At 61.1% G+C, this 24,328-nt stretch carries 25 protein-coding genes and 1 pseudogene; 19 read left to right on the top strand and 7 right to left on the bottom strand.

The annotated features are described in order from the left end of the window. Positions 1–29 precede the first annotated feature (29 nt). Positions 30–1,280 carry a kynureninase gene (kynU, locus tag AC3WP7_RS26375; RefSeq protein ID WP_102592550.1) on the top strand — a complete coding sequence of 417 codons (1,251 nt, stop codon included), beginning with the start codon at positions 30–32 and terminating at the stop codon, positions 1,278–1,280. A gap of 105 nt (positions 1,281–1,385) precedes the next feature. Next, entirely contained in the window at positions 1,386–2,792 is a 1,407-nt protein-coding gene (locus AC3WP7_RS26370; RefSeq protein WP_102592551.1) for an amino acid permease, read from the top strand. On the opposite strand, the gene AC3WP7_RS26365 is transcribed toward AC3WP7_RS26370, so the two are convergent. Then, positions 2,738–3,628 (bottom strand): LysR family transcriptional regulator, encoded by an 891-nt coding sequence (locus AC3WP7_RS26365; RefSeq protein WP_093128257.1) that lies wholly within the window; start codon positions 3,626–3,628, stop codon positions 2,738–2,740. The two genes, AC3WP7_RS26370 and AC3WP7_RS26365, sit on opposite strands and share 55 nt — an antisense overlap. Before the next feature lie 82 nt (positions 3,629–3,710). Here AC3WP7_RS26365 and AC3WP7_RS26360 point away from each other — a divergent pair, with 82 nt between their 5' ends. The 5 genes from AC3WP7_RS26360 (at position 3,711) to AC3WP7_RS26340 (ending at position 8,751) form a co-directional block, all read left to right on the top strand. Next, positions 3,711–4,475: a sulfite exporter TauE/SafE family protein gene (locus AC3WP7_RS26360; RefSeq protein WP_102592552.1), complete on the top strand. Its 765-nt coding sequence runs from the start codon at positions 3,711–3,713 to the stop codon at positions 4,473–4,475. A gap of 120 nt (positions 4,476–4,595) precedes the next feature. Continuing rightward, a complete protein-coding gene (gene mdaB, locus AC3WP7_RS26355) occupies positions 4,596–5,186 on the top strand; it encodes an NADPH:quinone oxidoreductase MdaB (protein WP_071489166.1) in 591 nt (196 codons plus the stop codon). A 30-nt stretch (positions 5,187–5,216) separates the two neighbouring features. Next, positions 5,217–6,113 carry a LysR family transcriptional regulator gene (locus tag AC3WP7_RS26350; RefSeq protein WP_092249402.1) on the top strand — a complete coding sequence of 299 codons (897 nt, stop codon included), beginning with the start codon at positions 5,217–5,219 and terminating at the stop codon, positions 6,111–6,113. Between the two features lie 103 nt (positions 6,114–6,216). Continuing rightward, positions 6,217–7,110 (top strand): NAD-dependent epimerase/dehydratase family protein, encoded by an 894-nt coding sequence (locus tag AC3WP7_RS26345; RefSeq protein ID WP_102592553.1) that lies wholly within the window; start codon positions 6,217–6,219, stop codon positions 7,108–7,110. A 195-nt stretch (positions 7,111–7,305) separates the two neighbouring features. Beyond that, positions 7,306–8,751: a SulP family inorganic anion transporter gene (locus tag AC3WP7_RS26340; protein ID WP_093128265.1), complete on the top strand. Its 1,446-nt coding sequence runs from the start codon at positions 7,306–7,308 to the stop codon at positions 8,749–8,751. A gap of 4 nt (positions 8,752–8,755) precedes the next feature. Here the strand turns inward: AC3WP7_RS26340 and AC3WP7_RS26335 are convergent, their stop codons facing one another. Further along, positions 8,756–9,136: a lysozyme inhibitor LprI family protein gene (locus AC3WP7_RS26335; RefSeq protein WP_071489170.1), complete on the bottom strand. Its 381-nt coding sequence runs from the start codon at positions 9,134–9,136 to the stop codon at positions 8,756–8,758. Between the two features lie 247 nt (positions 9,137–9,383). Here AC3WP7_RS26335 and AC3WP7_RS26330 point away from each other — a divergent pair, with 247 nt between their 5' ends. From AC3WP7_RS26330 to AC3WP7_RS26315, 4 genes are read left to right on the top strand one after another with little or no spacing between them, the layout of a single operon-like run. After that, positions 9,384–10,733 carry a GntT/GntP/DsdX family permease gene (locus AC3WP7_RS26330; protein WP_256579956.1) on the top strand — a complete coding sequence of 450 codons (1,350 nt, stop codon included), beginning with the start codon at positions 9,384–9,386 and terminating at the stop codon, positions 10,731–10,733. Positions 10,734–10,745: 12 nt separating this feature from the next. After that, positions 10,746–11,606, top strand: coding sequence for a MurR/RpiR family transcriptional regulator (locus tag AC3WP7_RS26325; protein ID WP_071489172.1), 861 nt, complete (start codon positions 10,746–10,748; stop codon positions 11,604–11,606). 1 nt (position 11,607) lies between these two features. After that, a complete protein-coding gene (locus AC3WP7_RS26320; protein WP_102592555.1) occupies positions 11,608–13,071 on the top strand; it encodes an N-acyl-D-amino-acid deacylase family protein in 1,464 nt (487 codons plus the stop codon). A 29-nt stretch (positions 13,072–13,100) separates the two neighbouring features. Further along, positions 13,101–13,469, top strand: a complete 369-nt coding sequence (locus AC3WP7_RS26315) for a glyoxalase superfamily protein (RefSeq protein WP_058425714.1) — start codon at positions 13,101–13,103, stop codon at positions 13,467–13,469. Between the two features lie 326 nt (positions 13,470–13,795). Here AC3WP7_RS26315 and AC3WP7_RS26310 read toward each other — a convergent pair whose 3' ends face one another. Both AC3WP7_RS26310 and AC3WP7_RS26305 read right to left on the bottom strand, forming a co-directional pair. Continuing rightward, positions 13,796–14,659: a methyl-accepting chemotaxis protein gene (locus tag AC3WP7_RS26310; protein WP_370636473.1), complete on the bottom strand. Its 864-nt coding sequence runs from the start codon at positions 14,657–14,659 to the stop codon at positions 13,796–13,798. Next, positions 14,651–15,580, bottom strand: a pseudogene (locus tag AC3WP7_RS26305) (methyl-accepting chemotaxis protein); the annotation flags it as partial. The gene AC3WP7_RS26310 and the pseudogene AC3WP7_RS26305, both read right to left, overlap by 9 nt. A 400-nt stretch (positions 15,581–15,980) precedes the next feature. On the opposite strand from AC3WP7_RS26305, the gene bamJ reads away from it, so the two are divergent. Further along, on the top strand, positions 15,981–16,598 hold the full coding sequence (gene bamJ / locus AC3WP7_RS26300; RefSeq protein WP_003176055.1) for a BamJ family beta-barrel-assembly machinery protein: 618 nt from the start codon (positions 15,981–15,983) through the stop codon (positions 16,596–16,598). A gap of 60 nt (positions 16,599–16,658) precedes the next feature. Here the strand turns inward: bamJ and AC3WP7_RS26295 are convergent, their stop codons facing one another. The 3 genes from AC3WP7_RS26295 to AC3WP7_RS26285 all read right to left on the bottom strand — a co-directional run bounded on the left by AC3WP7_RS26295 (position 16,659) and on the right by AC3WP7_RS26285 (position 18,502). Beyond that, positions 16,659–16,916 carry a PA4570 family protein gene (locus AC3WP7_RS26295; RefSeq protein WP_056858344.1) on the bottom strand — a complete coding sequence of 86 codons (258 nt, stop codon included), beginning with the start codon at positions 16,914–16,916 and terminating at the stop codon, positions 16,659–16,661. 161 nt (positions 16,917–17,077) lie between these two features. Beyond that, positions 17,078–17,419 (bottom strand): zinc ribbon domain-containing protein YjdM, encoded by a 342-nt coding sequence (locus AC3WP7_RS26290; RefSeq protein ID WP_024077373.1) that lies wholly within the window; start codon positions 17,417–17,419, stop codon positions 17,078–17,080. A gap of 114 nt (positions 17,420–17,533) precedes the next feature. Next, complete coding sequence (locus AC3WP7_RS26285; RefSeq protein ID WP_058425717.1) at positions 17,534–18,502, bottom strand: polyprenyl synthetase family protein; 969 nt, start codon at positions 18,500–18,502, stop codon at positions 17,534–17,536. Between the two features lie 239 nt (positions 18,503–18,741). Between AC3WP7_RS26285 and rplU the strand changes: the two genes are divergently transcribed. From rplU to AC3WP7_RS26250, 7 genes are all read left to right on the top strand, one after another. Further along, on the top strand, positions 18,742–19,056 hold the full coding sequence (gene rplU / locus AC3WP7_RS26280) for a 50S ribosomal protein L21 (protein WP_007950961.1): 315 nt from the start codon (positions 18,742–18,744) through the stop codon (positions 19,054–19,056). A gap of 34 nt (positions 19,057–19,090) precedes the next feature. Next, complete coding sequence (gene rpmA / locus AC3WP7_RS26275; protein WP_003176049.1) at positions 19,091–19,348, top strand: 50S ribosomal protein L27; 258 nt, start codon at positions 19,091–19,093, stop codon at positions 19,346–19,348. A 193-nt stretch (positions 19,349–19,541) separates the two neighbouring features. Beyond that, positions 19,542–20,765: an Obg family GTPase CgtA gene (cgtA, locus tag AC3WP7_RS26270; protein WP_010206489.1), complete on the top strand. Its 1,224-nt coding sequence runs from the start codon at positions 19,542–19,544 to the stop codon at positions 20,763–20,765. 111 nt (positions 20,766–20,876) lie between these two features. Further along, positions 20,877–21,995, top strand: coding sequence for a glutamate 5-kinase (proB, locus tag AC3WP7_RS26265; RefSeq protein WP_003176047.1), 1,119 nt, complete (start codon positions 20,877–20,879; stop codon positions 21,993–21,995). A gap of 15 nt (positions 21,996–22,010) precedes the next feature. Next, entirely contained in the window at positions 22,011–22,475 is a 465-nt protein-coding gene (locus AC3WP7_RS26260; protein WP_015885841.1) for a CreA family protein, read from the top strand. A gap of 101 nt (positions 22,476–22,576) precedes the next feature. After that, the gene (locus AC3WP7_RS26255; protein ID WP_071489177.1) at positions 22,577–23,059 is read left to right on the top strand and encodes a glutathione peroxidase; all 483 of its coding nucleotides are present in this window, start codon (positions 22,577–22,579) and stop codon (positions 23,057–23,059) included. A gap of 164 nt (positions 23,060–23,223) precedes the next feature. Next, the gene (locus AC3WP7_RS26250) at positions 23,224–24,327 is read left to right on the top strand and encodes an NADH:flavin oxidoreductase (protein ID WP_092249381.1); all 1,104 of its coding nucleotides are present in this window, start codon (positions 23,224–23,226) and stop codon (positions 24,325–24,327) included. Position 24,328: the final 1 nt, after the last annotated feature.

Raw genomic sequence — 24,328 nt, 5'->3', positions numbered from 1 at the left:
ATTCTTACCTATAAAAACCAGGACAGCCCATGACCACGCGAAGCCACTGCCTAGCCCTCGACGAACAAGATCCGCTGGCGCCACTGCGCCGCCAGTTTGCGTTGCCGGAGGGCGTGATCTATCTCGACGGCAACTCCCTCGGCGCACGCCCGGTGACGGCGTTGGCACGAGCCCAGGCAGTGATTGCCGAAGAATGGGGTAATGGCCTGATCCGTAGTTGGAACAGCGCCGGCTGGGCGGACCTGTCCCAGCGCCTGGGTAACCGCCTGGCGCCGTTGATCGGCGCGGGCGACGGTGAAGTGGTGATCACCGATACCACCTCGATCAACCTGTTCAAGGTGCTCAGCGCCGCGTTGACCGTGCAGCGTCAACGCCAACCGCACCGCAAGGTGATCGTCAGCGAGGCGAGCAACTTTCCGACCGACCTGTATATCGCCGAGGGCCTGGCCGAGCTGCTGCAACAGGGCTATGGCCTGCGCCTGGTGAACAGTCCGGACGAATTGCCCCAGGCTATCGACCAGGACGTGGCGGTGGTGATGCTCACCCACGTCAACTACAAGACCGGCTACATGTACGACATGCAGGCGCTGACCGCCCTGAGCCACGAGTGCGGCGCGCTGAGTATCTGGGACCTGGCGCACTCGGCGGGCGCGGTGCCCATCGACCTGCATCAGGCCGGTGCCGATTATGCGATTGGCTGCACCTACAAGTACCTCAACGGCGGCCCGGGCTCCCAGGCGTTTGTGTGGGTCAACCCGGCGTTGGTGGATGTGGTGCGCCAGCCGTTGTCGGGCTGGTTCGGCCACACCCGGCAGTTCGCCATGGAATCGAACTACGCGCCGAGTGCGGGTATCGCGCGTTACCTGTGCGGCACCCAACCGATCACCTCGCTGGCGATGGTGGAATGCGGGCTGGAGATTTTCGCCCAGACCGATATGGCGAGTCTGCGCAGCAAGTCCCTGGCGTTGACCGATCTGTTTATCGCACTGGTCGAAGCACGTTGCGCTGCTCATGAACTGGTGCTGATCACCCCGCGTGAACACGCCCGGCGCGGCAGTCATGTGAGCTTTGAACACCCCGAAGGCTACGCGGTGATCCAGGCCTTGATCGCCCGTGGCGTGATCGGCGACTACCGCGAGCCGCGCATCATGCGCTTTGGGTTTACGCCGTTGTACACAAGCTTTACCGAGGTGTTTGACGCTGTGGAAATCCTGGGCGAAATCCTCGACAACCGCACCTGGGACCAACCGCAATTCAAAGTCCGCAACAGCGTGACCTGACCACAACGCAGATAAAGATGTGGGAGGGGGCTTGCCCCCTCCCACAGGGAATTTGTGACAACAGTTAATAAATAGTGCAATCACAATAATAATGGGGCACACCACATGACCACGCCAGACACCGGCTTTGCCGAGATCACCCACCGCGAACTGGGCCTGCGGCGCCAGCTCACTTCCGGCCAGATGAGCATGATCGCCATCGGCGGCGCCATTGGCACCGGGCTGTTCATGGGCAGTGCCTATGCCATTGGGTATGCCGGGCCCAGTGTGCTGGTGAGCTATGCCATCGGCGCGTTGATCACCTTGTTATTGATGGGCTGCCTGGCGGAGATGACGGTGGCGCATTCCACCTCGGGCTCGTTCGGCGCTTATGCCGAGTTCTACATCAGCCCGCTGGCCGGTTTCCTGGTGCGCTACGCCTACTGGGCGGCGATTGTGCTGGCGGTGGGTGCGGAGGTTACGGCGGTCGCGATGTACATGAAGTACTGGTTCGCCAACGTGCCGGAATGGGTGTGGATCGTATCGTTTTCCAGTGTGCTGATCCTGCTCAACGCCATCAGCGTGAAGACCTTCGGCAACTTCGAATACTGGTTCTCGACGATCAAGATCAGCGCCATCGTCGGCTTCATCCTCCTCGCCGTGTACGTCGTGTTCGGCTCCGGCAACCCGGAGTACGGCGTGCAGAACTACATGGCCCACGACGGCTTTTTTCCCCATGGCCTGAGTGGCATGTGGATCGCCGTGATCGTGTCGATCTTCAGCTACCTGAGCGTGGAGATGATCGCCGTGGCCGCCGGTGAAGCGGCCGACCCGGAACAGGCGGTGAAGAAAGCCTTCCGTGCGACCATCGTGCGCCTGGTGGTGTTTTACCTGCTGACCCTGGCGCTGATGCTGGCCATCGTGCCGTGGAACCAGGCCGGGCAGACCCAGAGCCCCTTCGTCACGGTAATGCAGACCATCGGCATTCCCGGCGCCACCGGGGTGATGAATTTCGTGATTTTGATCGCAGCGTTGTCGGCCATGAACAGCCAGCTCTACATCACCACCCGCATGATGTTCAGCCTGTCCCGTGCCGGCTTTGCGCCCAAGGCCATGGGCGCCTTGAGCAAGAGCGGCATTCCGCTGAATGCGTTGCTGCTGTCCAGTTCGGGCATCGCCCTGGCGACGTTGCTCAACGTGATATACCCGCAAAGCTCGTTCACCTTGATGATGGCGATCTCGATGTTCGGCGCGATCTTCACCTGGTTCATGATCTTCCTTACGCATCTGTTCTTCCGTCGCTACCGCCAGCGCCACGGTGGGCCGACGCTGTCGTTCCAACTGCGCTTGTTTCCCTACAGCACCTTGCTGGGCCTGGTGCTGATGGGCGCGGTGATGATCACCACGTATTTCACCGAGGCGTTCAAGATGACGCTGGTGTTTGGCGTGCCGTTCCTGCTGATCTTGTCGGCGGTGTATTACGGGTTTTTCCGCAAGGGCAGGGCCAAGGCGTCGAACAAGGCCTTGGCGTAACCGGGCAGGAGTTCGAACGAGCGCGCGCATAACAGCAGCTTCCGGCAGGCCCACTCTTCTTGCAGAGGGTGGACCTTGAAGCTGGATTCCAGCGGCCAGCGCTCCAGTGCCGCCTGGGGCACGATACCCAGGCCGGCGCCGCGCGCGACCATGCGGATCACCCCATCAAACCCCTCGGCGCGGATGCGTGTTTGCAGGCGAAAACCCGCGTGCAATGCCTGTTCTTCGAGGTAAACCGTCAACGCGCTGTGGGAGGCAAGGCCCACAAAGTCGTGTTGCAGGCTATCGATAAAGCTCCCTGCGGTGAACGGATGATCCTGCGGAGTGATCAGCACCAGCGGGTCATCGCGAAAGGGCAGGGTCTGCAGGCCGTGGGTGTCTACCGCGTCGGAAATGATCCCGAGGTCCGCTGTGCCCTGGCGCAAGGCCTGGGTGATGCGCAGGCTTGGCAGCTCCTGCAAGTCGATGTCGAGGTTGGGGTGTTCACGCAAAAAGTCCGCCAGCAACTCCGGCAGGTATTCGCTGAGGGCGGTGGTGTTGCACAGCAGGCGCACCTGGCCCTTGATGCCGTTGGCGTATTCCGCGAGGTCCTGGCGCAGATGCTCGGCCTGTTGCAGCAACAGGCGGGCGTGGCGGGCCAGGGCCTTGCCTGCGGGCGTTGGGGTAACGCCACGGCGGCCACGTTCAAGAAACTCGATGCCCAGCGAAGCCTCCATCGCTCGGATGCGGGCGCTGGCCGCCGCGAGGGACAAGTGGCTGCGGGCTGCTCCAGCGGTGATATTGCCTGTGTCGAAGATATGCAGGTAAAGGCGCAGGTCTATCAGGTCAAAGTGCATGGCGCCAGCCTCTGGCAAAACAAGAGTCTGCCTCAGTATATGGCGAATTTTCGACCTCATCGAAAAACCGCACTATCACCCCATGAATACATTCCTCGCGTTTTACCAAGATATCGGCCCAGCCCCGACACTGCTGGTGATCGGCACCTTCATGCTTGCCGGCACCGTCAAGGGTGTGATTGGCCTGGGCTTGCCGACAGTCTCCATGGGCTTGCTCGGTCTGGCTATGTTACCGGCGCAGGCTGCAGCGTTGCTGATCATCCCATCGACGATCACCAACCTGTGGCAACTGGCGTTCGGCGGTCATTTGAGTGCGTTGCTCAGGCGCTTGTGGCCGATGCTGCTGCTGATCTTTCTCGGTACCGGGTTTGGCACGCTGTGGCTGGGCCTGAGTGGAGGGCGATGGGTAGGCCATGCGTTGGGCGGGGCGTTGCTAGCGTATGCAGTGAGCGGGCTGTTCCTGCCCGCCTTCAAGGTGAAGCCTCGAACCGAACGCTGGTTGGGCCCTTTGTGTGGTGTTATCACCGGCATCATCACCTCGTCGACCGGTGTGTTTGTGATCCCCGCCGTGCCCTATCTGCAAGCCCTGGGCTTGGACCGCAATCAGTTGGTGCAGGCGCTGGGGCTGTCCTTCACCGTGTCGACCCTGGCGCTCGCTGCCGGCATGGCGTGGCACGGCACGCTCGGAGGTGGGGAGATCAATGCTTCATTGTTGGCATTGGTGCCGGCGCTGCTGGGCATGTGGTTGGGCCAGGCGGTGCGTCAGCGCATCAGTGCGGTGTTGTTCAAGCGCGTATTTTTCATCGGCATGGCGTTGCTGGGCGCCCATCTGCTGATCAGCGGTTAACAATGCGCGGGTAATTCGTGCCTTTTGGTCAAATGTATTTTGCCGCACCACCGCTTATTCCGAGCGGCCGATGTCGATAGCCTGCCGGCAGACATTGTTAACCCCTCTGGATACCCTCCCATGAAAAAAGTCCTCCTGCTCAACGGCGGCAAGAAATTCGCCCACTCCGATGGCCGCTACAACACCACCCTGCATGACACCGCCGTGGCGGCGTTGGACCGTGCGGGCATCGACGTCAAGGTCACCCACATCGACGAAGGCTACGACGTGGCCGAAGAAGTGGCCAAATTCCTCTGGGCCGATGTGATCATCTACCAAATGCCCGGCTGGTGGATGGGCGCGCCGTGGATCGTCAAGAAGTACATCGACGAAGTCTTCACCGAAGGCCACGGCAGCCTGTACGCCAGCGACGGTCGCACCCGTTCCGATGCCTCGCAGAAGTACGGCAGCGGTGGCCTGATCCACGGCAAGCAGTACATGCTCTCGCTGACCTGGAACGCGCCGCAGCAAGCCTTCGATGACCCGACCGACTTCTTCGAAGCCAAGGGTGTGGACGCGGTGTACTTCCCGTTCCACAAGGCCAACGAGTTCCTCGGCATGACCGGCCTGCCGACGTTCCTGTGCGTGGACGTGATGAAACGCCCGGCCATCGACGCTGATGTAGCGCGCTACGAGCAGCATCTGGCGCAGGTGTTCAATTTCTCGGTGTAAGCTGCGCTGAACCGATAACGAGGAGCGCCTGTGAAAGCCCGGTCCGATGAGCTGCAGATCTTCGTCAGCGTGATTGAATGCGGTTCGATTTCCGCCGCCGCCGAGCAAGTCGGGCAGACGCCCTCGGCTGTCAGCCGCACCTTGTCGCGCCTGGAAGCCAAGCTTGACACCACGCTGATCAACCGCACCACACGACGCATGGACCTCACCGAAGAGGGCAAGTACTTCTTCGAGCAGGCCAAGGTGATCCTGGCGCAGATGGAAGAGTTGGAGGAGCGCCTGTCATCACGCCAGCAGAAACCGGCGGGGCGCCTGCGCATCAACGCTGCCGTGCCGTTCATGCTGCATGGGATCGTGCCCTACATCGCCGAATTTCGCGGCCTCTACCCGGACATCCAGCTGGAGCTGAACAGCGATGACTTGATCATCGACCTGCTGGAGCAGAGCACCGACATCGCCATCCGTATCGGCGTCCTGGCCGACTCCACCCTGCATGCGCGGTCTCTTGGCTGTACGCCGCTGCATATCCTCGCCAGCCCCGACTACCTCAAGCAATACGGCGTGCCCACCACGGTGGCCGAGCTGGCCGATCACACGCTGTTGGGGTTCACCCAGACCGAAACCCTCAACCACTGGCCGCTGCGCCATGTGGAGGGCGATCGCTGGCTGATCCAGCCCGGCGTGGCGGCGTCCAGCGGCGAAACCGTGCGCCAGTTGGCGCTGGAAGGGCAGGGCATCTGTTGCCTGTCGAACTTCATGACCATCGACGATATCGAGGCCGGGCGCCTGGTGCCGGTGCTGGAGGCGTTCAACAGCGGTTATCGCCAGCCGATCCACGCAGTGTTCTACCGTAACTCGCAGCTGGCATTGCGTATCCAATGTTTCCTGGACTTTATCCAGGCCAAGCTGGCGCGGTATGCCTGCTGATTCGTGACCTGCGCGCAAGAGTGAATTGGGCCGTGGAGGCTTATTCGTCAGGGATGAGTGCTTGATACTGGGTTCATCACTTACCCAGTCAGGAGAGTCCTCCATGAATGTATTCATTACCGGCGCAGCAGGTTTTATCGGCGGTTCCATTGCCACCGGCCTGGTCAAGGCCGGCCACACCGTTACCGGCCTGGTGCGCAGCGCCGAGCAGGCGGCCGAGATGACCGCGCTGGGCATCAACCCAATGATCGGCACCCTGGATGACGCGGCTGTATTGACCGAGCAAGCGCAAAAGGCCGACGCGGTGATCAACGCCGCCAGCAGCGACCACCGTGCCGCCGTGGAAACCCTGCTCGCGGCGTTGAAGGGCTCGAACAAGCCGTTCCTGCACACCAGTGGTTCGAGCATTGTCGGGGATGCATCGGGCGGCAAGGCCAGCGATGTCATCTACTTCGAAGACAACCTGCCGGAACCGACGGTCGACAAGGCGGCTCGTGTGGCCATCGACAACCTGGTTCTGGCGGCTGCCAAAGACGGCGTGAACTCGGCGGTGATCTGCAACACCTTGATCTACGGCCACAGCCTGGGCGTGAAGCGCGACAGCGTGCAACTACCGCGTCTGCTCAAGCAGGCACGCAAGAGTGGTGTAGTACGCCATGTGGGTAGCGGGCAGAACATCTGGTCCAACGTGCACATTGAAGACGTGGTGGCGCTGTACCTGTTGGCGCTGACCAAGAATGTGCCCGGTACCTTCTACTTCGTGGAAAGTGGCGAGGCCGCGTTTATCGACATGACCACTGCCATTGCCGAAGCGCTGGACCTGGGCAAACCGCAGGATTGGCCATTGGCCGAGGCTGAAGCCGAGTGGGGCTATGAAATGGCCAACTATGGCCTGGGCTCCAATAGCCGGGTGCGTGGCAAGCATGTGCGTGAACTGCTGGGCTGGGCGCCGAAGCGTACGTCGGTGGTGGAGTGGATTCGCAACGCAATGGTGTGATGTTCACGTGATCTCCAGGTGTTGCTATCGGGGGCAAGCCCCCTCCCACACTAGACTGCACTCCACAGTTGGAACTCGGTCAACTGTGGGAGGGGGCTTGCCCCCGATTGGCACGACTCGGTCTCCGAGACTAGCCCCATCTCCCTCAATTCCGTACCATTCCCCGCCTTATCCCCCGCATTACCCTGGTACTCCATGAACCTCACCCGTCTGCGCGCCGATGCCCTGGCCGGCCTCACCACGTCTTTTGCGTTGCTGCCCGAATGCATCGCCTTTGCCCTGGTGGCCCACCTCAACCCGTTGATGGGGCTCTACGGCGCTTTCATCATCTGCACCCTCACCGCGTTGTTCGGCGGCCGGCCAGGCATGGTGTCCGGTGCGGCCGGCTCGATGGCGGTGGTGATCGTCGCCCTGGTGGTGCAACACGGTGTGGAGTATCTGCTGGCCACGGTGGTACTGGGCGGGCTGATCATGGTCGCGTTCGGCGTGCTGCGCCTGGGCAAGCTGGTGCGCATGGTGCCGCACCCGGTGATGCTCGGCTTCGTCAACGGCCTGGCGATCATCATTGCCCTGGCGCAGTTGGAGCATTTCAAAAACGGTGAAACCTGGCTCAGCGGCACGCCGCTGTACGTGATGACCGGCCTGGTGCTGGTGACCATGGCCATCGTCTACCTGCTGCCGCGCATCACCCGCGCCGTGCCGCCTGCGTTGGTGGCGATCCTCGGCGTGGGGCTGGCGGTATACCTGCTCGGCCTGCCTACCCGCACCCTCGGCGACATGGCGCATATCGCCGGCGGCCTGCCGACTTTCGCGCTGCCGCAGATTCCGTGGACACTGGACACCCTCGGCATCATCGCGCCGTACGCGTTCCTGATGGCGATGGTCGGCCTGCTGGAAACCCTGCTGACGCTGAACCTCACCGACGAAATCACCGAGACCCGTGGCTACCCCGACCGTGAAAGCGTGGCCCTCGGCGCGGCCAACATGGTCTCCGGTCTGTTCGGCGGCATGGGCGGCTGCGCGATGATCGGGCAGACCGTGATCAACCTCAGCTCCGGTGGGCGCGGGCGTTTGTCCGGGGTGTTTGCCGGGGTGATGATCCTGCTGTTCATCCTGTTCCTGTCGCCGTTCATCGAGCGCATTCCGCTGGCGGCGCTGGTGGGCGTGATGTTCGTGGTGTCCCAGCAGACCTTTGCCTGGGCCTCGCTGCGGGTGATCAACAAGGTGCCGTTCAATGACGTGCTGGTGATTCTTGCAGTGACGGTGATCACGGTGTTCACCGATCTGGCTACCGCCGTGCTGTGCGGGATCGTGATTGCGGCGTTGAATTTCGCCTGGCAGCAAGCGCGGGAGCTGTATGCCGATGAGTATCTGGAGGCCGATGGCAGCAAGCTCTACCGCCTGCACGGCACCTTGTTTTTCGCCTCGACCACGCCGTTTTTGAATCAATTCGACCCGGCCAACGACCCGGCCCAGGTGACGCTGGATTGCCGTCACCTGAGCTTTGTCGATTACTCAGCGATTGCCGCGCTCATGACCCTGCGCGAGCGTTACAGCAAGGCTGGCAAGCACCTGCGGGTGCTGCATCTGTCGGAGCGTTGCAAGAAGCTGCTCAAGCGTGCGCGGGTCCATCATGAGTAAGTGATCAAGGCCCGACCAGGTCTTCCAGCTCCTGGGCACGGGTCTGGGTCATGTCGAGTATGCAGCCGGAACCGTTGACCTGGTCGATGGTGCCGCCGGTGGCGGAACCGGCGAAGGCGCAATTGGCGTCACGGTACTTTATCCACAGGCGTTGCACGTCTTGCAGTTGCTGCTTGCGCGGGCCTTCCTGAGCGGCGAGGGCGGTCTTGTAGGCGCGGTTCAGGCGGGTGTCCTGCACCTTGGCTTCCTTGGTATTGCACGTGACCATGTCGGCGGTCGTGTTGGCGCTGTCCATGCACTTCTTCAGCGCTGGGTTGTCGGCGGCAGAAGCGGTGCCGCTGAGGGCGAGGAGCAGGGCGCCGGCGGCGAGGGATGTGCGAATCATGGTCGGTTTCCTGGTCATGAAGGGTTGCGCATTCTATGACTCAACGGCAGCGTTCGAGTTTCCGGCATCCTCTGATCTTCATGTAAGAACACCCCTCGAATTTTCATTCACCCCTGTCGGGCATATCCCAACGCGACAGCGCTTATCTGTGGGCGAAAGTTATTTTCATAAAAATTGAAAATACTCCTCGGTAATGATTTATGAGTTTCACAACCAATTCGACGTGACCCTTTCCGAGGAGTACCGCATGGCCGCATCACCGGGCTTCGGGCTGTTGGCATACGCTGCCATCGCCATCATTGCTTTGATCGTGCTGATTGCACGTTACCGACTCAACCCGTTTATCGTCATCACCCTGGTGTCCATCGGCCTGGCGCTGATGGCCGGGATGCCGGCGGACACCATCATGGGGTCCTACGAAGCGGGCGTCGGCAAGACCCTGGGGCATATCGCCCTGGTGGTGGCGCTGGGCACCATGCTCGGCAAGATGATGGCCGAGTCCGGCGGTGCCGAGCAGGTGGCGTGCACACTGATCAGCCGTTTTGGCGAGCGCAACGCGCGCTGGGCCATGGTGTGCATCGCCTTCCTAGTGGGGCTGCCGCTGTTTTTCGAGGTGGGTTTTGTGTTGCTGGTGCCGATTGCCTTTACCGTGGCGCGGCGGGTGGGCGTGTCCATCCTGATGGTGGGTTTGCCGATGGTCGCCGGCCTGTCGGTGGTGCATGCCCTGGTGCCGCCGCACCCGGCGGCGATGATGGCGGTGCTGGCGTATAACGCGTCGGTGGGGCAGACCGTGCTCTACGCCATCCTGATCGGTATCCCGACGGCAATCATCGCAGGGCCCGTCTTCGCCAAATTCATCGTGCCGCGTATTCACCTGCCGGCGGAAAATCCGCTGGAGCGCCAGTTCATCGAGCGTGAACCGCGTACCCGCTTGCCCAGCTTTACCCTGACCATGGGCACTATCCTGTTGCCAGTGGTGTTGATGATGATCGGTGGCTGGGCCAACGTGATTTCCACACCGGGCACCGGTTTCAATCAGTTCCTGCTGTTCATCGGCAACTCGGTGATCGCGCTGCTGCTGGCGACGTTGGTGAGCTTCTGGACCTTGGGTATCGCACAGGGCTTCAACCGCGAATCGATCCTCAAGTTCACCAATGAATGCCTGGCGCCGACCGCCAGCATCACCTTGCTGGTGGGCGCGGGCGGCGGGTTGAACCGCATCCTGGTGGACGCAGGTGTGACCCACGAAATTCTCGGCCTGGCCCATGCCTTTCACCTGTCGCCGTTGGTGATGGGTTGGCTGTTCGCCGCGCTGATGCGAATTGCCACGGGCTCGGCCACCGTCGCCATGACCACCGCATCCGGTGTTGTAGCGCCGGTCGCCCTGGGCCTGGGTTATCCACACCCTGAACTACTGGTGCTGGCCACCGGTGCGGGTTCGGTGATCTTTTCCCATGTTAACGACGGCGGCTTCTGGCTGATCAAGGAATACTTCAATATGACGGTGATCCAGACCTTCAAGACCTGGACCGTGTTGGAGACTTTGATTTCCCTGGTCGCCTTCGGTCTGACCTATGGTCTGTCCTGCATCTTGTAACCCGGAGAGCCCATGGACATCCTCTACCAGATCCGCGCCCGCCAGGACGCCTTCAGCGCCGGCGAAGGGCGTATCGCCAAGCTGATGCTCGATGACGTGGGGTTTGCCGCATCGGCCAGCCTGGAAGCATTGTCGCAACGGGCCGAGGTCAGCACGGCCACCTTGTCGCGGTTTGCGCGCAGTGTGGGGTGCCGGGATTTACGTGACTTGCGCCTCCAGTTGGCCCAGGCCAGCGGCGTCGGCAGTCGCTTCCTCGACCCGGCGGGGTTGCCGGAGCAGTCGGCGTTTCATCGGCAGATCCTGGGGGATATCGAGGCGACGTTGCGTCAGCATCTCTCCGGTTTCAATCAGGCCAGTTTCGTCGATGCGGTGAGCCTGCTGGGCAAGGCGCGGATGATCCATGCGTTTGGCATGGGCGGGCCGTCGAGCCTGTGCAGCGATGAGTTGCAGGTGCGCCTGGTGCGCCTGGGCTATCCGATTGCGGCCTGCCATGACCCGGTGATGATGCGGGTCACGGCGGCGACACTGGGGCCTGAGCATGCGTTGATTGTGTGTTCCTTGACTGGCCTCACCCCCGAACTGCTGGACGTGGTGGAGCTGGCGCGCAATTACGACGCGCGCATCGTCGCCATCACCCTGGCCGACTCGCCCTTGGCCCAATTGGCCGATGTGCTGCTGCCGCTGCAGCCGGCCGAAACCAGTTTTATCTATAAGCCCACCGCCGCCCGCTACGGCATGCTGCTGACCATCGACCTGCTCGCCACCGAGCTGGCCCTGGTCTCGCCGGACGACAACCAGGAACGCCTGCGCCGGATCAAGCTGGCCCTGGACGATTATCGCGGCGGCCCTGACAGCCTGCCGCTTGGAGACTGATATGAAGTACGACACGCTGATACGCCAGGCATTGATCATCGATGGCAGCAACACCCCAGGCTATGTGGCCGATGTGGGGGTGCGTGACGGGCGTATCGAGGCGATTGGCGATTTGTCGACGGCTGTGGCCGAACATGAAGTCGAAGCTGCGGGCCGTGTGCTGGCGCCGGGTTTTATCGACGTGCACACCCACGATGACACGGTGGTGATCCGCCATCCGCAGATGCTGCCCAAGCTTAGCCAGGGTGTAACGACGGTGATCGTCGGTAACTGTGGCATCAGCGCGTCGCCGGTGACGTTGCGCGGTGATCCGCCCGATCCGATGAACCTGCTGGGCAGCGCTTCGGCGTTTGTGTACCCGCGTTTCAGTGACTATCGAGCGGCGGTCGAACAGGCTCACCCGGCGGTCAACGTTGCCGCATTGATCGGTCACACGGCACTGCGCAGCAATCATATGCAAGACCTGCATCGCAGCGCTTCAGCGGATGAAATCGCTGCCATGCGCATGCAACTGCAAGAGAGCCTCGAAGTTGGCGCCTTGGGGTTATCCACAGGCCTGGCCTACGCCAGCGCGTTCAGTGCCGAGACCGATGAGGTGCTGCAACTCAGTGAAGCACTGACGGCTTTTGGCGCGGTGTACACCACCCATTTGCGCAGTGAATTCGAGCCGGTGCTGGAGGCGATGGATGAGGCGTTTTTGATCGGTCGGCATGCCCAGGCCCCGGTGATCATTTCCCATCTCAAATGTGCCGGCGCCGGGAATTGGGGGCGTAGTCCGCAACTGTTGGCATCGCTGGAGCGGGCGGCGAAAACCCACCCGGTAGGCTGTGATTGTTATCCCTATGCCGCGAGTTCTTCGACCCTGGATCTCAAGCAGGTGACTGACGCGTTTCGCATCACCATCACCTGGTCGACGCCTTACCCGGAGATGGGCGGGCGCGACCTGCAGGATATCGCCGCTGAATGGGATGTTTCGCTGATGGACGCAGCGCGTCGCCTGCAACCGGCGGGGGCGGTGTATTACGGAATGGATGAAGCGGATGTGCGACGCATCCTGGCGCATCCGCTGTCGATGGTCGGTTCGGATGGGCTGCCGGAAGATCCGTTCCCGCATCCGCGTTTGTGGGGCGCATTTCCAAGGGTGCTGGGGCATTTCAGCCGGGATGTCGGGTTGTTCCCGTTGCACACCGCCGTGCACAAAATGACCGGCTTGTCGGCGGCGCGATTTGGTTTGGCCGAGCGCGGTGAAATCCGCGAAGGGCACTGGGCCGACCTGGTGCTGTTCGACCCGTTGCGCGTGCGCGATGTGGCAGACTTCAAGCAACCGCAGCGGGCGGCGGAAGGCATTGATGGGGTGTGGGTCAACGGTGTATTGAGCTATAGCGACGGGCAGGCGAACGGTCAGCGGCCGGGTCGTTTCCTGGCGCGCAGTGGGGATTTGCGTCGGGGATTTTCGTCTCTATAGTGGGCGCTCTTATGAACGGAGCGATTGCCATGCACTTAGGAAAAGTCACCCCCATCCTGCGGATTTTCGACGAGGCCAAGGCGTTGGAGTTCTACGTGGACTTTTTGGGGTTCAAGGTGGATTGGCAGCATCGTTTCGAGGCGAATTTTCCGTTGTACCTGCAGGTATCGCTGGGTGAATGCGTGTTGCATTTGACTGAGCACCATGGCGATGCGTCGCCGGGCGCGGCGGTGCGGATTCAGGCACAAGGGGTGGACGCGTATCAGCAGCAGTTGGTTGGCAAGGATTACCGGTATGCCAAGCCAGGGGTTGAGGAAACGCCTTGGGGATCGCGGGAGATGAGCATCAAGGATCCGTTTGGGAATCGGCTGGTGTTTGTTGAGGAAGGCGAGGGCTGAGGGGTAAATCGCGGGCAATAAAAAACCGCCTTGGTAGGGCGGTTTTTTTGCAACACCAGTTAGTGGCTGGGGTTGCTCTCTCAAAGGACGCAACCGACTCGCGTCCGAAGGCTCACGTGTTCCGGTAAGTGTGCTGGAGGTAAGGCCCAACTCACGGAGGGCCGAGTATGTCTAGGTTTGCCTGTGGCGAGGGAGCTTGCTCCCGTTGGGCTGCGTAGCAGCCCCAAGCATTCACTGCGCTCTCAACTTCAAATCTGCATCAACTTGATCAGGGCCGCTTCGCGCCCCAACGGGAGCAAGCTCCCTCGCCACAGGGACTGCGGTTCTTAAACCCGGAAGTGGCTGACCATCTGCTGCAACTGGCTGCCCAACCGCGCCAGTTCCACACTCGACTTGGCCGTCTCGTCACTCGCCGTAGCGGTCTGCTCCGACACATCACGCACATTCACGATGCTACGGCTGATCTCTTCAGCCACGGCGCTTTGCTGCTCGGCGGCGGCGGCGATCTGCTGGTTCATCGACTGGATATTCGACACCGTACGGGTGATGTTTTCCAGCGACACACCCGCCTTGCGGGTCAGCTCGACACTGCTGTCGGTGAGGCTGCGGCTGTTGTTCATCACATTGGCCACTTGCTGGGTGCCGTTCTGCAAACCGGCGACCAGGCCTTCGATTTCTTCGGTGGATTTTTGCGTGCGCTGGGCCAGGCCACGTACTTCATCGGCCACCACGGCAAAACCACGCCCGGCTTCACCGGCACGCGCTGCTTCGATCGCCGCGTTGAGGGCCAGCAGGTTGGTTTGCTCGGCCACGGCCTTGATCACGTCCATCACACTGCCGATCTTGTTGCTCTCTTGCTGCAGGTGGGTCATGGCGTCGGTGGAGCGCGCGACTTCGGCGGCCAGGCGTTCGATCTGGGCGATGGCCTCGGCGACCACCTTGTCGCCGGCACGGGCTTGACCATCGGCGTCGGCAGCGGCGAGGGAGGCTTGTTCGGCGTTACGCGCGACTTCCTGCACGGTGGCGGTCATTTCGTGCATCGCCGTGGCAACCTGGTCGGTCTCGATTTTCTGGCTGTTCACGCCAGCGCTGGTCTGCTCGGTCACGGCCGACAGCTCTTCGGCGGCGCTGGCGATCTGGGTCACGCCGTCGCGGATGCCGCTGATCAATTCGCGCAGGGTGGTGCCCATGCGCTGGATGCCTTGTTGCAGCACGCCCAGCTCATCGCGACGGGTAATCTGGATATTGTGGCTCAGGTCGCCGGAAGCGATACGTTCCACCACTGCCAGGGTTTCCTGGATCGGGCGCGTGATCTGGCGCGTGATAACCAGCGCGGCAATCACGCCGACCAGCAGGGCCAGCAAGGTGCTGATCAATTGCAGGCTGCGGGCCTGGGCGCTTTCGGCGTCGCGACGGTTCAGCTGAATGTCGTACAGCTTGTCGCTGATGGTCACGATATCGGCGCCTTGGGTGGTCATTTCGGCCCGGGCGGTGACGATGTTGGCATTGGCCGCCTTGTAGTTCTGCACGGCAGTGCGGTAGGCGCCCAGAGCGGTTTCCAGCGAGGTCAGTGCGTTCTGTTGGCTGCTACCGAAAGCGGCGCTGAGGTCTTTCAAGCCGGCGATGGTTTTTTCAATCTGTGCGGCGGCACGGGCTTCGGTGTCCGGGTTGACGTTGCCGGTGTAACCGCGCACTTCGTAACGCGCCAATTGGAATTGCAGCTTGGCGTCGGCCACGGCCTGGAACTGGGCCAGGTGCTCCGCACTGTCAGGCATTTGCTTGACGCTGCTCTCCAGCGCATTGATCTGGGCGTTGGCGATGTCGGCTTTGTCGCCCATCACCTGGCGAGAGGCATTGCCGTTACGGTAGGCCTCGCGCATTTTGGTCAGCGACTGTTGGTAAGCGGTGATGATCGCTTTCTGCTCGTTGAGCAGCTTGAGGTTTTCCGGGCTCTTGAAGCTGTCGAGCAGTTTCTGTTGCTGGGCAGCAAAGGCATCCAGGTTGGTCTGTACGTTCTGGGCCACGGCCTCGTCGCCGTTGGCGAGCATGTATTGCAGGCGCACGATGCGCAGCTTGGTCAGGGACGCGTTGAGCTGGGTGATGTCGCTCATCCAGTTGCTGCGGTCGATCAGGCCGCCCAGGCTGGTCCAGCCGGTGAGGGCCAGGATCGAGGTGAGGACCAGCACCAGGCCGAAGCCCAGGCCGAGTTTGAGGTTGACGCTGATGTTACCGAACCAGCTGTTCATCGAATGCTCCGCAAAAGTGATGTCTGTCTGCTGGGCGGTGTTGTTGTTTGAGCCAGCCAAGATGTGTAGGGCTGTATCGGCGGACGAGTTGGAATCTGAAACTTTTTATTCGTGCATCAATGGGTAACCCCCCCTGACCGACCAACGCAAGCCCGCAGGCATGAGGCGCGGGGTTCATCGTGCATGCCGGTTTTATGCTAGTCTGCGGGCCCTTTTAGTTTTGGATGGCGCAGGAAACTGTGTCGCCCTACAGCGGAGCCTCTTCATGTCCGAAGTTAATCTGTCCACCGACGAAACCCGCGTCAGCTACGGTATCGGCCGTCAGTTGGGCGACCAACTGCGCGACAACCCGCCACCGGGCGTAAGCCTGGATGCGATCCTGGCCGGCCTGACCGACGCTTTCGCCGGCAAGCCAAGCCGTGTTGACCAGGAGCAAATGGCTGCCAGCTTCAAGGTGATCCGCGAAATCATGCAGGCCGAAGCCGCTGCCAAGGCTGAAGCTGCGGCGGGTGCCGGCCTGGCGTTCCTGGCTGAAAACGCCAAGCGTGATGGCATCACCACCCTGGCTTCCGGTCTGCAATTCGAAGTGCTGACCGCCGGTGATGGCGCCAAGCCGACCCGTGAAGACCAAGTGCGTACTCACTACCACGGCACCCTGATCGACGGCACTGTGTTCGACAGTTCCTACGAGCGCGGCCAGCCTGCAGAATTCCCGGTGGGCGGCGTGATCGCCGGCTGGACCGAAGCCCTGCAACTGATGAATGCCGGCAGCAAATGGCGTCTGTACGTGCCGAGCGAACTGGCTTACGGCGCTCAAGGCGTTGGCAGCATCCCGCCGCACAGCGTTCTGGTGTTCGACGTCGAGCTGCTCGACGTTCTGTAAGGCCTGCTGATTACCTGTGGGAGCGAGCCTGCTCGTCCCCACAGTGTTTTGCGGTTGTGCTCATGGATGGAACTTGCCATTGAGCTCCGTGGCCGGGCGCAACGCTCGGGCATAGCAGAACAGAAACAGATTGCGCACCACCTCCTTCAACACCCCAGGTTCACTGGAACTCAGGCCATTGACGTCCAGGTCGCCCTGATCCTGCAGTTCACTCAACGCTTCTTCTTCCAGTACCGCACAGACTTCACCGGTTTCCCGATGCAGGATCCGCAGGTAAGGGTGTGGGCGGTCCAGCCAGGCATCTATCAAATAAGTCATGGGTCGCATCTCCTTGATGGGTTTCAATGAGAATAATTCTTATTCGTAGAATAGCAAGTGCCTATTGGCGATTTCCGGGTTTTTCTGTGTGGATATTGCGAGAGGTCAACGCAGAGGGCGAAACGCCATCCCGCGGCGGGCGCGGGATGGATACAGCGGGTTCAGACTTTACGCACGAACTCGGACTTGAGCTTCATCGGGCCGATGCCGTCGATCTTGCAGTCGATATCGTGGTCGCCGTCACACAGGCGGATGTTCTTGACCTTGGTACCGACCTTGACTACCAGGGAGGTGCCCTTGACCTTGAGGTCCTTGATCACGGTGATGGTGTCGCCGTCCTGCAGGACGTTGCCTACAGAGTCTTTCTTCACGGTTTCATCGCCGGCCGCTTCGGCCTCGCCAGTGGCGGACCACTCATGGGCGCATTCCGGGCAGATCAGCTGGGCGCCATCTTCGTAGGTGTATTCGGAATTGCATTTCGGGCAGGGTGGCAACGTGCTCACTAAAGCTCCTTGAAAGTCAGGATGGCTAAAAGTCGCACATTATATAGGGATTTGTGGTCTTACAGGTTGTATGAAATCTAAATGTGGGAGGAGCGCCTCCCACATGGGCCCGCATCAATGGGTACGGGCGACCGCAAACTCACTCAGTTCAACCAGGGCGTCCCGGTATTCGCTGGCTGGCAGGGCTTCCAGGCACTGAATGGCTCGGGCCACGAAATCACGCGCCAGCTGCGCGGTGTAGTCCAGGGAACCCGACGCTTCGACAGCGGCGCGGATGGCTTCCAGATCTTCGATCCCGCCTTTCTGGATCGCCTTGCGCACCAGGGCGGCCTGTTCCGGCGTGCCTTCGCGCATGGTGTAGATCAGTGGCAGGGTCGGCTTGCCCTCGGCCAGGTCATCACCGACGTTCTTGCCCAGGGTTTCGGCGTCGCCACGGTAGTCGAGCAGGTCGTCCACCAATTGGAACGCCACGCCCAGGTGATCGCCAAAGGTGCGCAGCGCTTCGGCCTGTTCGGCGGTGGCGTTGCACAAGGCTGCGGCGCTGTGGGTGGAGGCTTCGAAGAGCATCGCGGTCTTGCCGCGAATCACTTCCATGTAGGTTTCTTCGGTGGTGCTCGCGTCGCGGACCTTCGACAGTTGCAACACTTCGCCTTCGGCGATGATGCGTGTGGCCTGTGAAAGAATCTTCATCACCGGCATCGAGCCGAGTTCAACCATCATTTCGAACGAGCGCGAGTACAGGAAGTCGCCCACCAATACGCTGGGGGCGTTGCCCCACATGGCATTGGCGGTCTCACGGCCACGGCGCATGCCGGACATGTCGACCACGTCGTCATGCAGCAGGGTGGCGGTGTGCAGGAACTCGATGGTGGCTGCCAGCAGGCGCAGGTCATCGCCTTCACGGCCCAGGGCCTTGCCGCACAGCAACACTAATAAAGGACGCAGGCGCTTACCGCCCGCCGACGTAATATAGTCGCCAATTTTGGAGACCAGCGGCACTTTAGAAGTCAGCTGCTTCTTGATGATGCCGTCGACGGCGCTAAAATCGTCCGCGACCGCGCGGTAGAAAGCTTGGGGTTGCATCAGCGACAGTCGCTCCAGAAGGGTTGCGCGGCATGCTAGGACCCAGGCCCCCGGGTGTCAAGGCGCGATGGACGGCCACTTGCAACACCCCTTTACCTTGCGTACAATCGCGCACCCTGAACTTCCTGGGCAGCACCTGCCTTACGCAATTGCATTCGGGACGTCCATCCCATGCAGCCATGCCAGCCAATACCTCTTCTTATAAAGCGCTGGGTGAGCAGGATTATCGGAGAAATACCATGTCGTACGCAGTAATTGTTACTGGTGGCAAGCAATACAAAGTCGCCCCAGGTGAATACCTGAAGATCGAAAAACTGGAAGTCGCTACCGGCGAATCCGTTACTTTTGATCGCGTTCTGTTGGTCGCCAATGGCGATGACGTGAACATCGGCGCTCCAGTTGTTGCTGGCGCTACCGTTGTGGCTGAAGTGATCTCCCAAGGTCGTCACGATAAAGTCCGCATCATCAAGTTCCGTCGTCGTAAGCACCACATGAAGCGTATGGGCCACCGCCAGTGGTACACCGAGATCAAAATCACCGGTATTCAGGCTTAATTTCAGCCTAATTCCTCACTAGGAGAATTGACTCATGGCACACAAAAAAGCTGGTGGTAGTACCCGTAACGGTCGCGACTCAGAAGCCAAACGCCTTGGCGTTAAGATGTATGGCGGCCAGAAAATCATTCCGGGCAACATCATCGTGCGTCAGCGCGGCACCCAATTCCACGCCGGTTACGGTGTAGGCATGGGTAAAGATCACACCCTCTTCGCGAAAATCGAAGGCGTGATCAAGTTTGAAGTAAAAGGCGCGTTCAACCGCCGTTACGTGAGCGTTGTCGCAGCTTAATTGCGAGATCGCTGGAAAAGCCCTGTCTTGCGACGGGGCTTTTTCGTTTGTGGGGTGAGTCTCTTGCAAAGCTGTTTGTAATGAGCTCAAGCGCTGGTTTTGCGGTCGCTGGTTGAGGTCGCTGCGCTCATTTTTGCAAGAGTCTTATGTCTTGGTTTCTTAAGCTCGTCCAAGCGGCGAGAGGCGTTTTGTTATGAAGTTCGTTGATGAAGTTTCCATCCGAGTAAAAGCAGGCGACGGCGGTAACGGTTGCATGAGTTTCCGTCGCGAAAAATTCATCGAAAATGGTGGCCCCAACGGCGGTGACGGCGGTGACGGCGGTTCCATCTACATGATGGCCGACGAAAACCTCAACACCCTGGTCGACTACCGTTACACCCGGCACTTCGATGCCGAGCGTGGCTCCAACGGCGGCAGCACCGACTGCACCGGTAAAAAAGGCGAAGACCTGGTACTGCGCGTACCGGTCGGCACCACGATCATCGACTCTGCGACCCAGGAAGTGATTGGCGACCTGACCAAGGCTGGCCAGAAGCTGATGGTAGTGCAGGGCGGCTGGCACGGTCTGGGTAACACCCGATTCAAGTCCAGTACCAACCGTGCACCGCGCCAGACCACGCCAGGCAAGCCGGGCGAGCAGCGTGACCTCAAGCTGGAAATGAAGGTGCTCGCCGACGTGGGCCTGCTTGGCCTGCCGAACGCCGGTAAAAGTACCTTCATCCGTTCGGTCTCGGCCGCCAAGCCGAAAGTCGCCGACTACCCGTTCACCACTCTGGTGCCGAACCTGGGCGTGGTCAGCGTCGACCGTTGGAAAAGCTTCGTGATCGCCGACATTCCCGGTCTGATCGAAGGTGCCTCCGATGGCGCAGGCCTGGGCATCCGCTTCCTCAAGCACTTGTCGCGTACCCGTTTGCTGTTGCACCTCGTGGACATGGCGCCGCTGGATGACACCAGTGCACCGGACGCCGCCGAAGTGATCGTCAGCGAACTGACCAAGTTCAGCCCGTCCCTGGCCGAGCGTGATCGTTGGCTGGTGCTGAACAAGTGCGACCAGATTCTCGAAGAAGAGCACGAAGAGCGCGTCAAGGAAATCGTCGATCGCCTGGAGTGGGAAGGTCCGGTCTACGTGATCTCGGCCATTGCCAAAGAAGGCACCGAGCGCCTGACTCGCGACATCATGCGTTATCTCGAAGACCGTGCCGACCGCCTGGCGGCCGACCCGGTATTCAAGGCAGAGCTGGCCGAACTCGACCAGCGCATCGAAGACGAGGCACGTGCTCAGCTGCAGGCTCTGGACGACCAGCGTGCCCTGCGCCGCAGCGGCGTGAAGTCGGTCCATGACATCGGCGACGACGATTGGGACGAAGAAGACGTGGATGATGAAGACGGTCCTGAAATCATTTACGTGCGCGACTGATTCGTTGCGATAAACTTGAACGCCGCTCCTTATAGAGCGGCGTTTTAGTATCCGGGTTTAACGTTATGGGCCGCGCTGGGTCGCGCAGCCCTCAATCTAAGGTTGAAGATGATGCGGAGCAAAGTGACAGGTGCGCAGCGCTGGGTCGTAAAGATCGGCAGTGCGTTGCTGACGGCGGATGGCAAGGGGCTGGATCGCGCGGCCATGAGCGTCTGGGTCGAGCAGATGGTGGCCTTGCATGAGGCCGGCGTAGAGTTGGTGCTGGTGTCGTCCGGGGCGGTTGCCGCCGGGATGAGCCGCCTCGGCTGGACCGCGCGACCCAGCGCGATGCACGAACTGCAAGCCGCCGCCGCCATCGGCCAGATGGGCCTGGTGCAAGCCTGGGAATCCAGCTTTGCCGAGCACGGTCGCCATACGGCGCAGATCCTGCTGACCCACGACGACCTGTCCGACCGCAAGCGCTACCTCAATGCCCGCAGCACCCTGCGCGCGCTGGTGGAGCTCAAGGTCATCCCAGTGATCAACGAGAACGACACGGTGGTCACCGACGAAATCCGCTTCGGCGACAATGACACCCTGGCCGCCCTGGTGGCCAACCTGGTGGAAGCCGACCTTTTGGTGATCCTCACCGACCGCGACGGCATGTTCGACGCCGACCCGCGTAACAACCCCGACGCCCAGTTGATCTACGAAGCCCGTGCCGATGATCCGGCGCTGGACGCCGTGGCCGGCAGCGTTGGCGGCGCCCTGGGCCGTGGCGGCATGCAGACCAAGCTGCGGGCTGCACGCCTGGCGGCACGTTCCGGTGCGCACACCATCATCGTCGGTGGGCGCATCGAACGTGTGCTGGATCGCCTCAAGGCCGGTGAGCGCATCGGGACGCTGCTGTCGCCGGAACGCGGCATGCTCGCGGCGCGCAAACAGTGGCTGGCCGGTCATCTGCAAACCCGTGGCACCCTGGTGCTGGACGATGGCGCTGTGTCGGCGCTGTCCCAAGGCAACAAGAGCCTGCTGCCGGTGGGCGTCAAGTTGGTGCAGGGCAGCTTCCGCCGTGGCGAGATGGTGGTGTGCGTCGCGCCGGACGGTCGCGAGATCGCCCGGGGCCTGGCCAACTACAGCGCGCTGGAAGCCCAGAAAATTATTGGACAATCCTCCGATGCGATTGTCGGACTCTTGGGTTACATGGCCGAACCGGAACTGGTTCACCGCGATAACCTGATCCTGGTTTAACCAAAGGAATACACCATGCGTGTCATGAAGGGATTGCTCGGCCTGCTGCTGGCCATGCCGTTGCTGGCCTCGGCCGAGGAAATCGGCCAGGTGTCGACGGTGTTCAAGTTTGTCGGGCCCAACGACCGGATCGTCGTCGAAGCCTTTGACGACCCCAAGGTCGACGGCGTGACCTGCTACCTGTCCCGTGCCAAGACCGGCGGCGTGAAAGGCGGCCTGGGCCTGGCCGAAGATCGCGCCGAAGCCTCGATCGCCTGCCGCCAGGTGGGGCCGATCCGCTTCAAGGGCGAGCTCAAGGACGGCGACGAAGTGTTCAAGGAGCGCACTTCCCTGGTGTTCAAGACCATGCAGGTGGTGCGCTTCCTCGACAAGAAGCGCAACACTCTGGTGTACCTGGTCTACAGCGACCGCCTGATCGAAGGCAGCCCGCAGAACGCCGTGACGGCGATTCCGATTTTGCCCTGGCCGACCGCTCAGTAACCTGCAGGCGAGTTTTGCAATCGGCGTCTATGATTGCAGGCTTGCGGGCTGTAATCTCGAAGCGCCGCAATGTGAAGAACATGGGATATCTGGAGTTCGTCATGAGTGCTTTCCACGACCTGAAACTCAAAGCTTTGGACGGACAAGAGCTGCCGCTGGCGCCCTTCAAGGGGCAAGTGGTGCTGGTGGTCAACGTGGCCTCCAAATGTGGTTTGACCCCGCAATATGCGGCACTGGAAAACCTCTACCAGCAATACAAGGACCAGGGGTTTACCGTGCTTGGCCTGCCGTGCAATCAATTTGCTGGCCAGGAGCCAGGGACAGAAGAAGAGATCCAGGAGTTCTGCAGCCTGAACTACGGGGTGACCTTCCCGTTGGGCAGCAAACTTGAGGTCAATGGTCCTGACCGTCACCAGTTGTACCGCCTGCTGGCGGGCGAGGGCGCTGAGTTTCCTGGGGATATCACCTGGAACTTCGAAAAATTCCTGCTGGGCAAGGATGGGCGAGTGCTCGCGCGCTTTTCCCCACGCACTGCACCGGATGACCCGACAATTGTCCAGGCCATCGAAAAAGCCCTCAGCTAAGCGCTGCAGTTGTAATGAGCGGGCTTGTCCCGCGCTGGGCTGCGAAGCAGCCCCGACCGGCCATCACTTTTACCCCTTAATCACCCAGATCAATAGTGCTACCCAGCACGTCGCACTCCTCATATTATCCACATCATAAATCCCGTCTTCCGTGGAGTGCCCCCATGCCTGTCCAAGCCTTGTTCAAACCGTTCCAGCTCGGCGCATTGCAACTGTCGACCCGCGTCGTCATGGCGCCGATGACCCGCTCGTTCTCGCCGGGTGGCGTGCCCAACTCCAAAGTGATTGAGTACTACCGCCGCCGCGCCGCTGCCGGTGTGGGGCTGATCATCACCGAAGGCACCGTGGTCGGCCATCAGGCCTCCAACGGTTACCCCAATGTCCCGCACTTCTACGGTGAAGCCGCCCTGGCCGGCTGGAAAAAAGTGGTCGACGCGGTACACGCCGAAGGCGGCAAGATCGTCCCGCAACTGTGGCATGTAGGCAGCGTGCGCCGTATCGGCACTGAACCTGACGCGAGCGTACCGGCCTACGGCCCGATGGAGAAACTCAAGGATGGCAACGTGGTCGTGCATGGCATGACCCAGCAAGACATCAAGGACGTGATCAACGCCTTCGCCCAAGCCGCCAGGGATGCGCAGCGCATCGGCATGGATGGCGTGGAGATCCACGGCGCCCACGGCTATCTGGTCGATCAGTTCTTCTGGGAAGGCAGCAACCAGCGCACCGACGAATACGGTGGCAGCCTGGCCAACCGCTCGCGCTTTGCCATCGAGCTGATCCAGGCTACCCGTGCTGCCGTCGGCCCGGAATTTCCGATCATCTTCCGCTTCTCCCAATGGAAGCAGCAGGACTACACCGCGCGTCTGGTGCAAACTCCCGAGGCGCTGGGCGAGTTTCTCAAGCCGTTGTCTGAAGCGGGCGTGGATATTTTCCACTGCTCCACTCGGCGTTTCTGGGAGCCGGAATTCGAAGGGTCCGACCTGAACCTGGCTGGCTGGACCCGCCAGCTCACCGGCAAGCCGACCATCACCGTGGGTAGCGTCGGCCTGGATGGTGAGTTCCTGCAGTTCATGGTCAATACCGACAAGGTCGCGCAACCGGCCAGTCTGGAAAAACTGCTGGAGCGTTTGAATAACGACGAGTTTGACCTGGTCGCCGTGGGCCGTGCCCTGTTGGTGGACCCGGATTGGGCGTTGAAGGTGCGCGAAGGTCGCGAGGGCGACATCCTGCCGTTCAGTCGTGAGGCGTTGATGACGCTGGTGTGAG

Source organism: Pseudomonas sp. FW305-3-2-15-C-LB1, from assembly GCF_058787615.1.
Note: the sequence above shows the minus strand (reverse complement) of the source record. Positions and strands in the feature narration are given on the sequence as shown.

Coding starts and splice junctions, on each gene's coding strand:
- AC3WP7_RS26360 (WP_102592552.1), top strand. CDS start 3,711: ATGAATACATTCCTCGCGTTTTACCAAGATATCGGCCCAGCCCCGACA.
- AC3WP7_RS26315 (WP_058425714.1), top strand. CDS start 13,101: ATGCACTTAGGAAAAGTCACCCCCATCCTGCGGATTTTCGACGAGGCC.
- kynU (WP_102592550.1), top strand. CDS start 30: ATGACCACGCGAAGCCACTGCCTAGCCCTCGACGAACAAGATCCGCTG.
- AC3WP7_RS26250 (WP_092249381.1), top strand. CDS start 23,224: ATGCCTGTCCAAGCCTTGTTCAAACCGTTCCAGCTCGGCGCATTGCAA.
- AC3WP7_RS26295 (WP_056858344.1), bottom strand. CDS start 16,916: ATGACTTATTTGATAGATGCCTGGCTGGACCGCCCACACCCTTACCTG.
- AC3WP7_RS26335 (WP_071489170.1), bottom strand. CDS start 9,136: ATGATTCGCACATCCCTCGCCGCCGGCGCCCTGCTCCTCGCCCTCAGC.
- AC3WP7_RS26285 (WP_058425717.1), bottom strand. CDS start 18,502: ATGCAACCCCAAGCTTTCTACCGCGCGGTCGCGGACGATTTTAGCGCC.
- rplU (WP_007950961.1), top strand. CDS start 18,742: ATGTCGTACGCAGTAATTGTTACTGGTGGCAAGCAATACAAAGTCGCC.
- AC3WP7_RS26260 (WP_015885841.1), top strand. CDS start 22,011: ATGCGTGTCATGAAGGGATTGCTCGGCCTGCTGCTGGCCATGCCGTTG.
- AC3WP7_RS26365 (WP_093128257.1), bottom strand. CDS start 3,628: ATGCACTTTGACCTGATAGACCTGCGCCTTTACCTGCATATCTTCGAC.
- AC3WP7_RS26330 (WP_256579956.1), top strand. CDS start 9,384: ATGGCCGCATCACCGGGCTTCGGGCTGTTGGCATACGCTGCCATCGCC.
- AC3WP7_RS26370 (WP_102592551.1), top strand. CDS start 1,386: ATGACCACGCCAGACACCGGCTTTGCCGAGATCACCCACCGCGAACTG.
- AC3WP7_RS26320 (WP_102592555.1), top strand. CDS start 11,608: ATGAAGTACGACACGCTGATACGCCAGGCATTGATCATCGATGGCAGC.
- AC3WP7_RS26340 (WP_093128265.1), top strand. CDS start 7,306: ATGAACCTCACCCGTCTGCGCGCCGATGCCCTGGCCGGCCTCACCACG.
- AC3WP7_RS26310 (WP_370636473.1), bottom strand. CDS start 14,659: ATGGGCACCACCCTGCGCGAATTGATCAGCGGCATCCGCGACGGCGTG.
- cgtA (WP_010206489.1), top strand. CDS start 19,542: ATGAAGTTCGTTGATGAAGTTTCCATCCGAGTAAAAGCAGGCGACGGC.
- AC3WP7_RS26325 (WP_071489172.1), top strand. CDS start 10,746: ATGGACATCCTCTACCAGATCCGCGCCCGCCAGGACGCCTTCAGCGCC.
- AC3WP7_RS26255 (WP_071489177.1), top strand. CDS start 22,577: ATGAGTGCTTTCCACGACCTGAAACTCAAAGCTTTGGACGGACAAGAG.
- bamJ (WP_003176055.1), top strand. CDS start 15,981: ATGTCCGAAGTTAATCTGTCCACCGACGAAACCCGCGTCAGCTACGGT.
- proB (WP_003176047.1), top strand. CDS start 20,877: ATGCGGAGCAAAGTGACAGGTGCGCAGCGCTGGGTCGTAAAGATCGGC.
- rpmA (WP_003176049.1), top strand. CDS start 19,091: ATGGCACACAAAAAAGCTGGTGGTAGTACCCGTAACGGTCGCGACTCA.
- AC3WP7_RS26345 (WP_102592553.1), top strand. CDS start 6,217: ATGAATGTATTCATTACCGGCGCAGCAGGTTTTATCGGCGGTTCCATT.
- mdaB (WP_071489166.1), top strand. CDS start 4,596: ATGAAAAAAGTCCTCCTGCTCAACGGCGGCAAGAAATTCGCCCACTCC.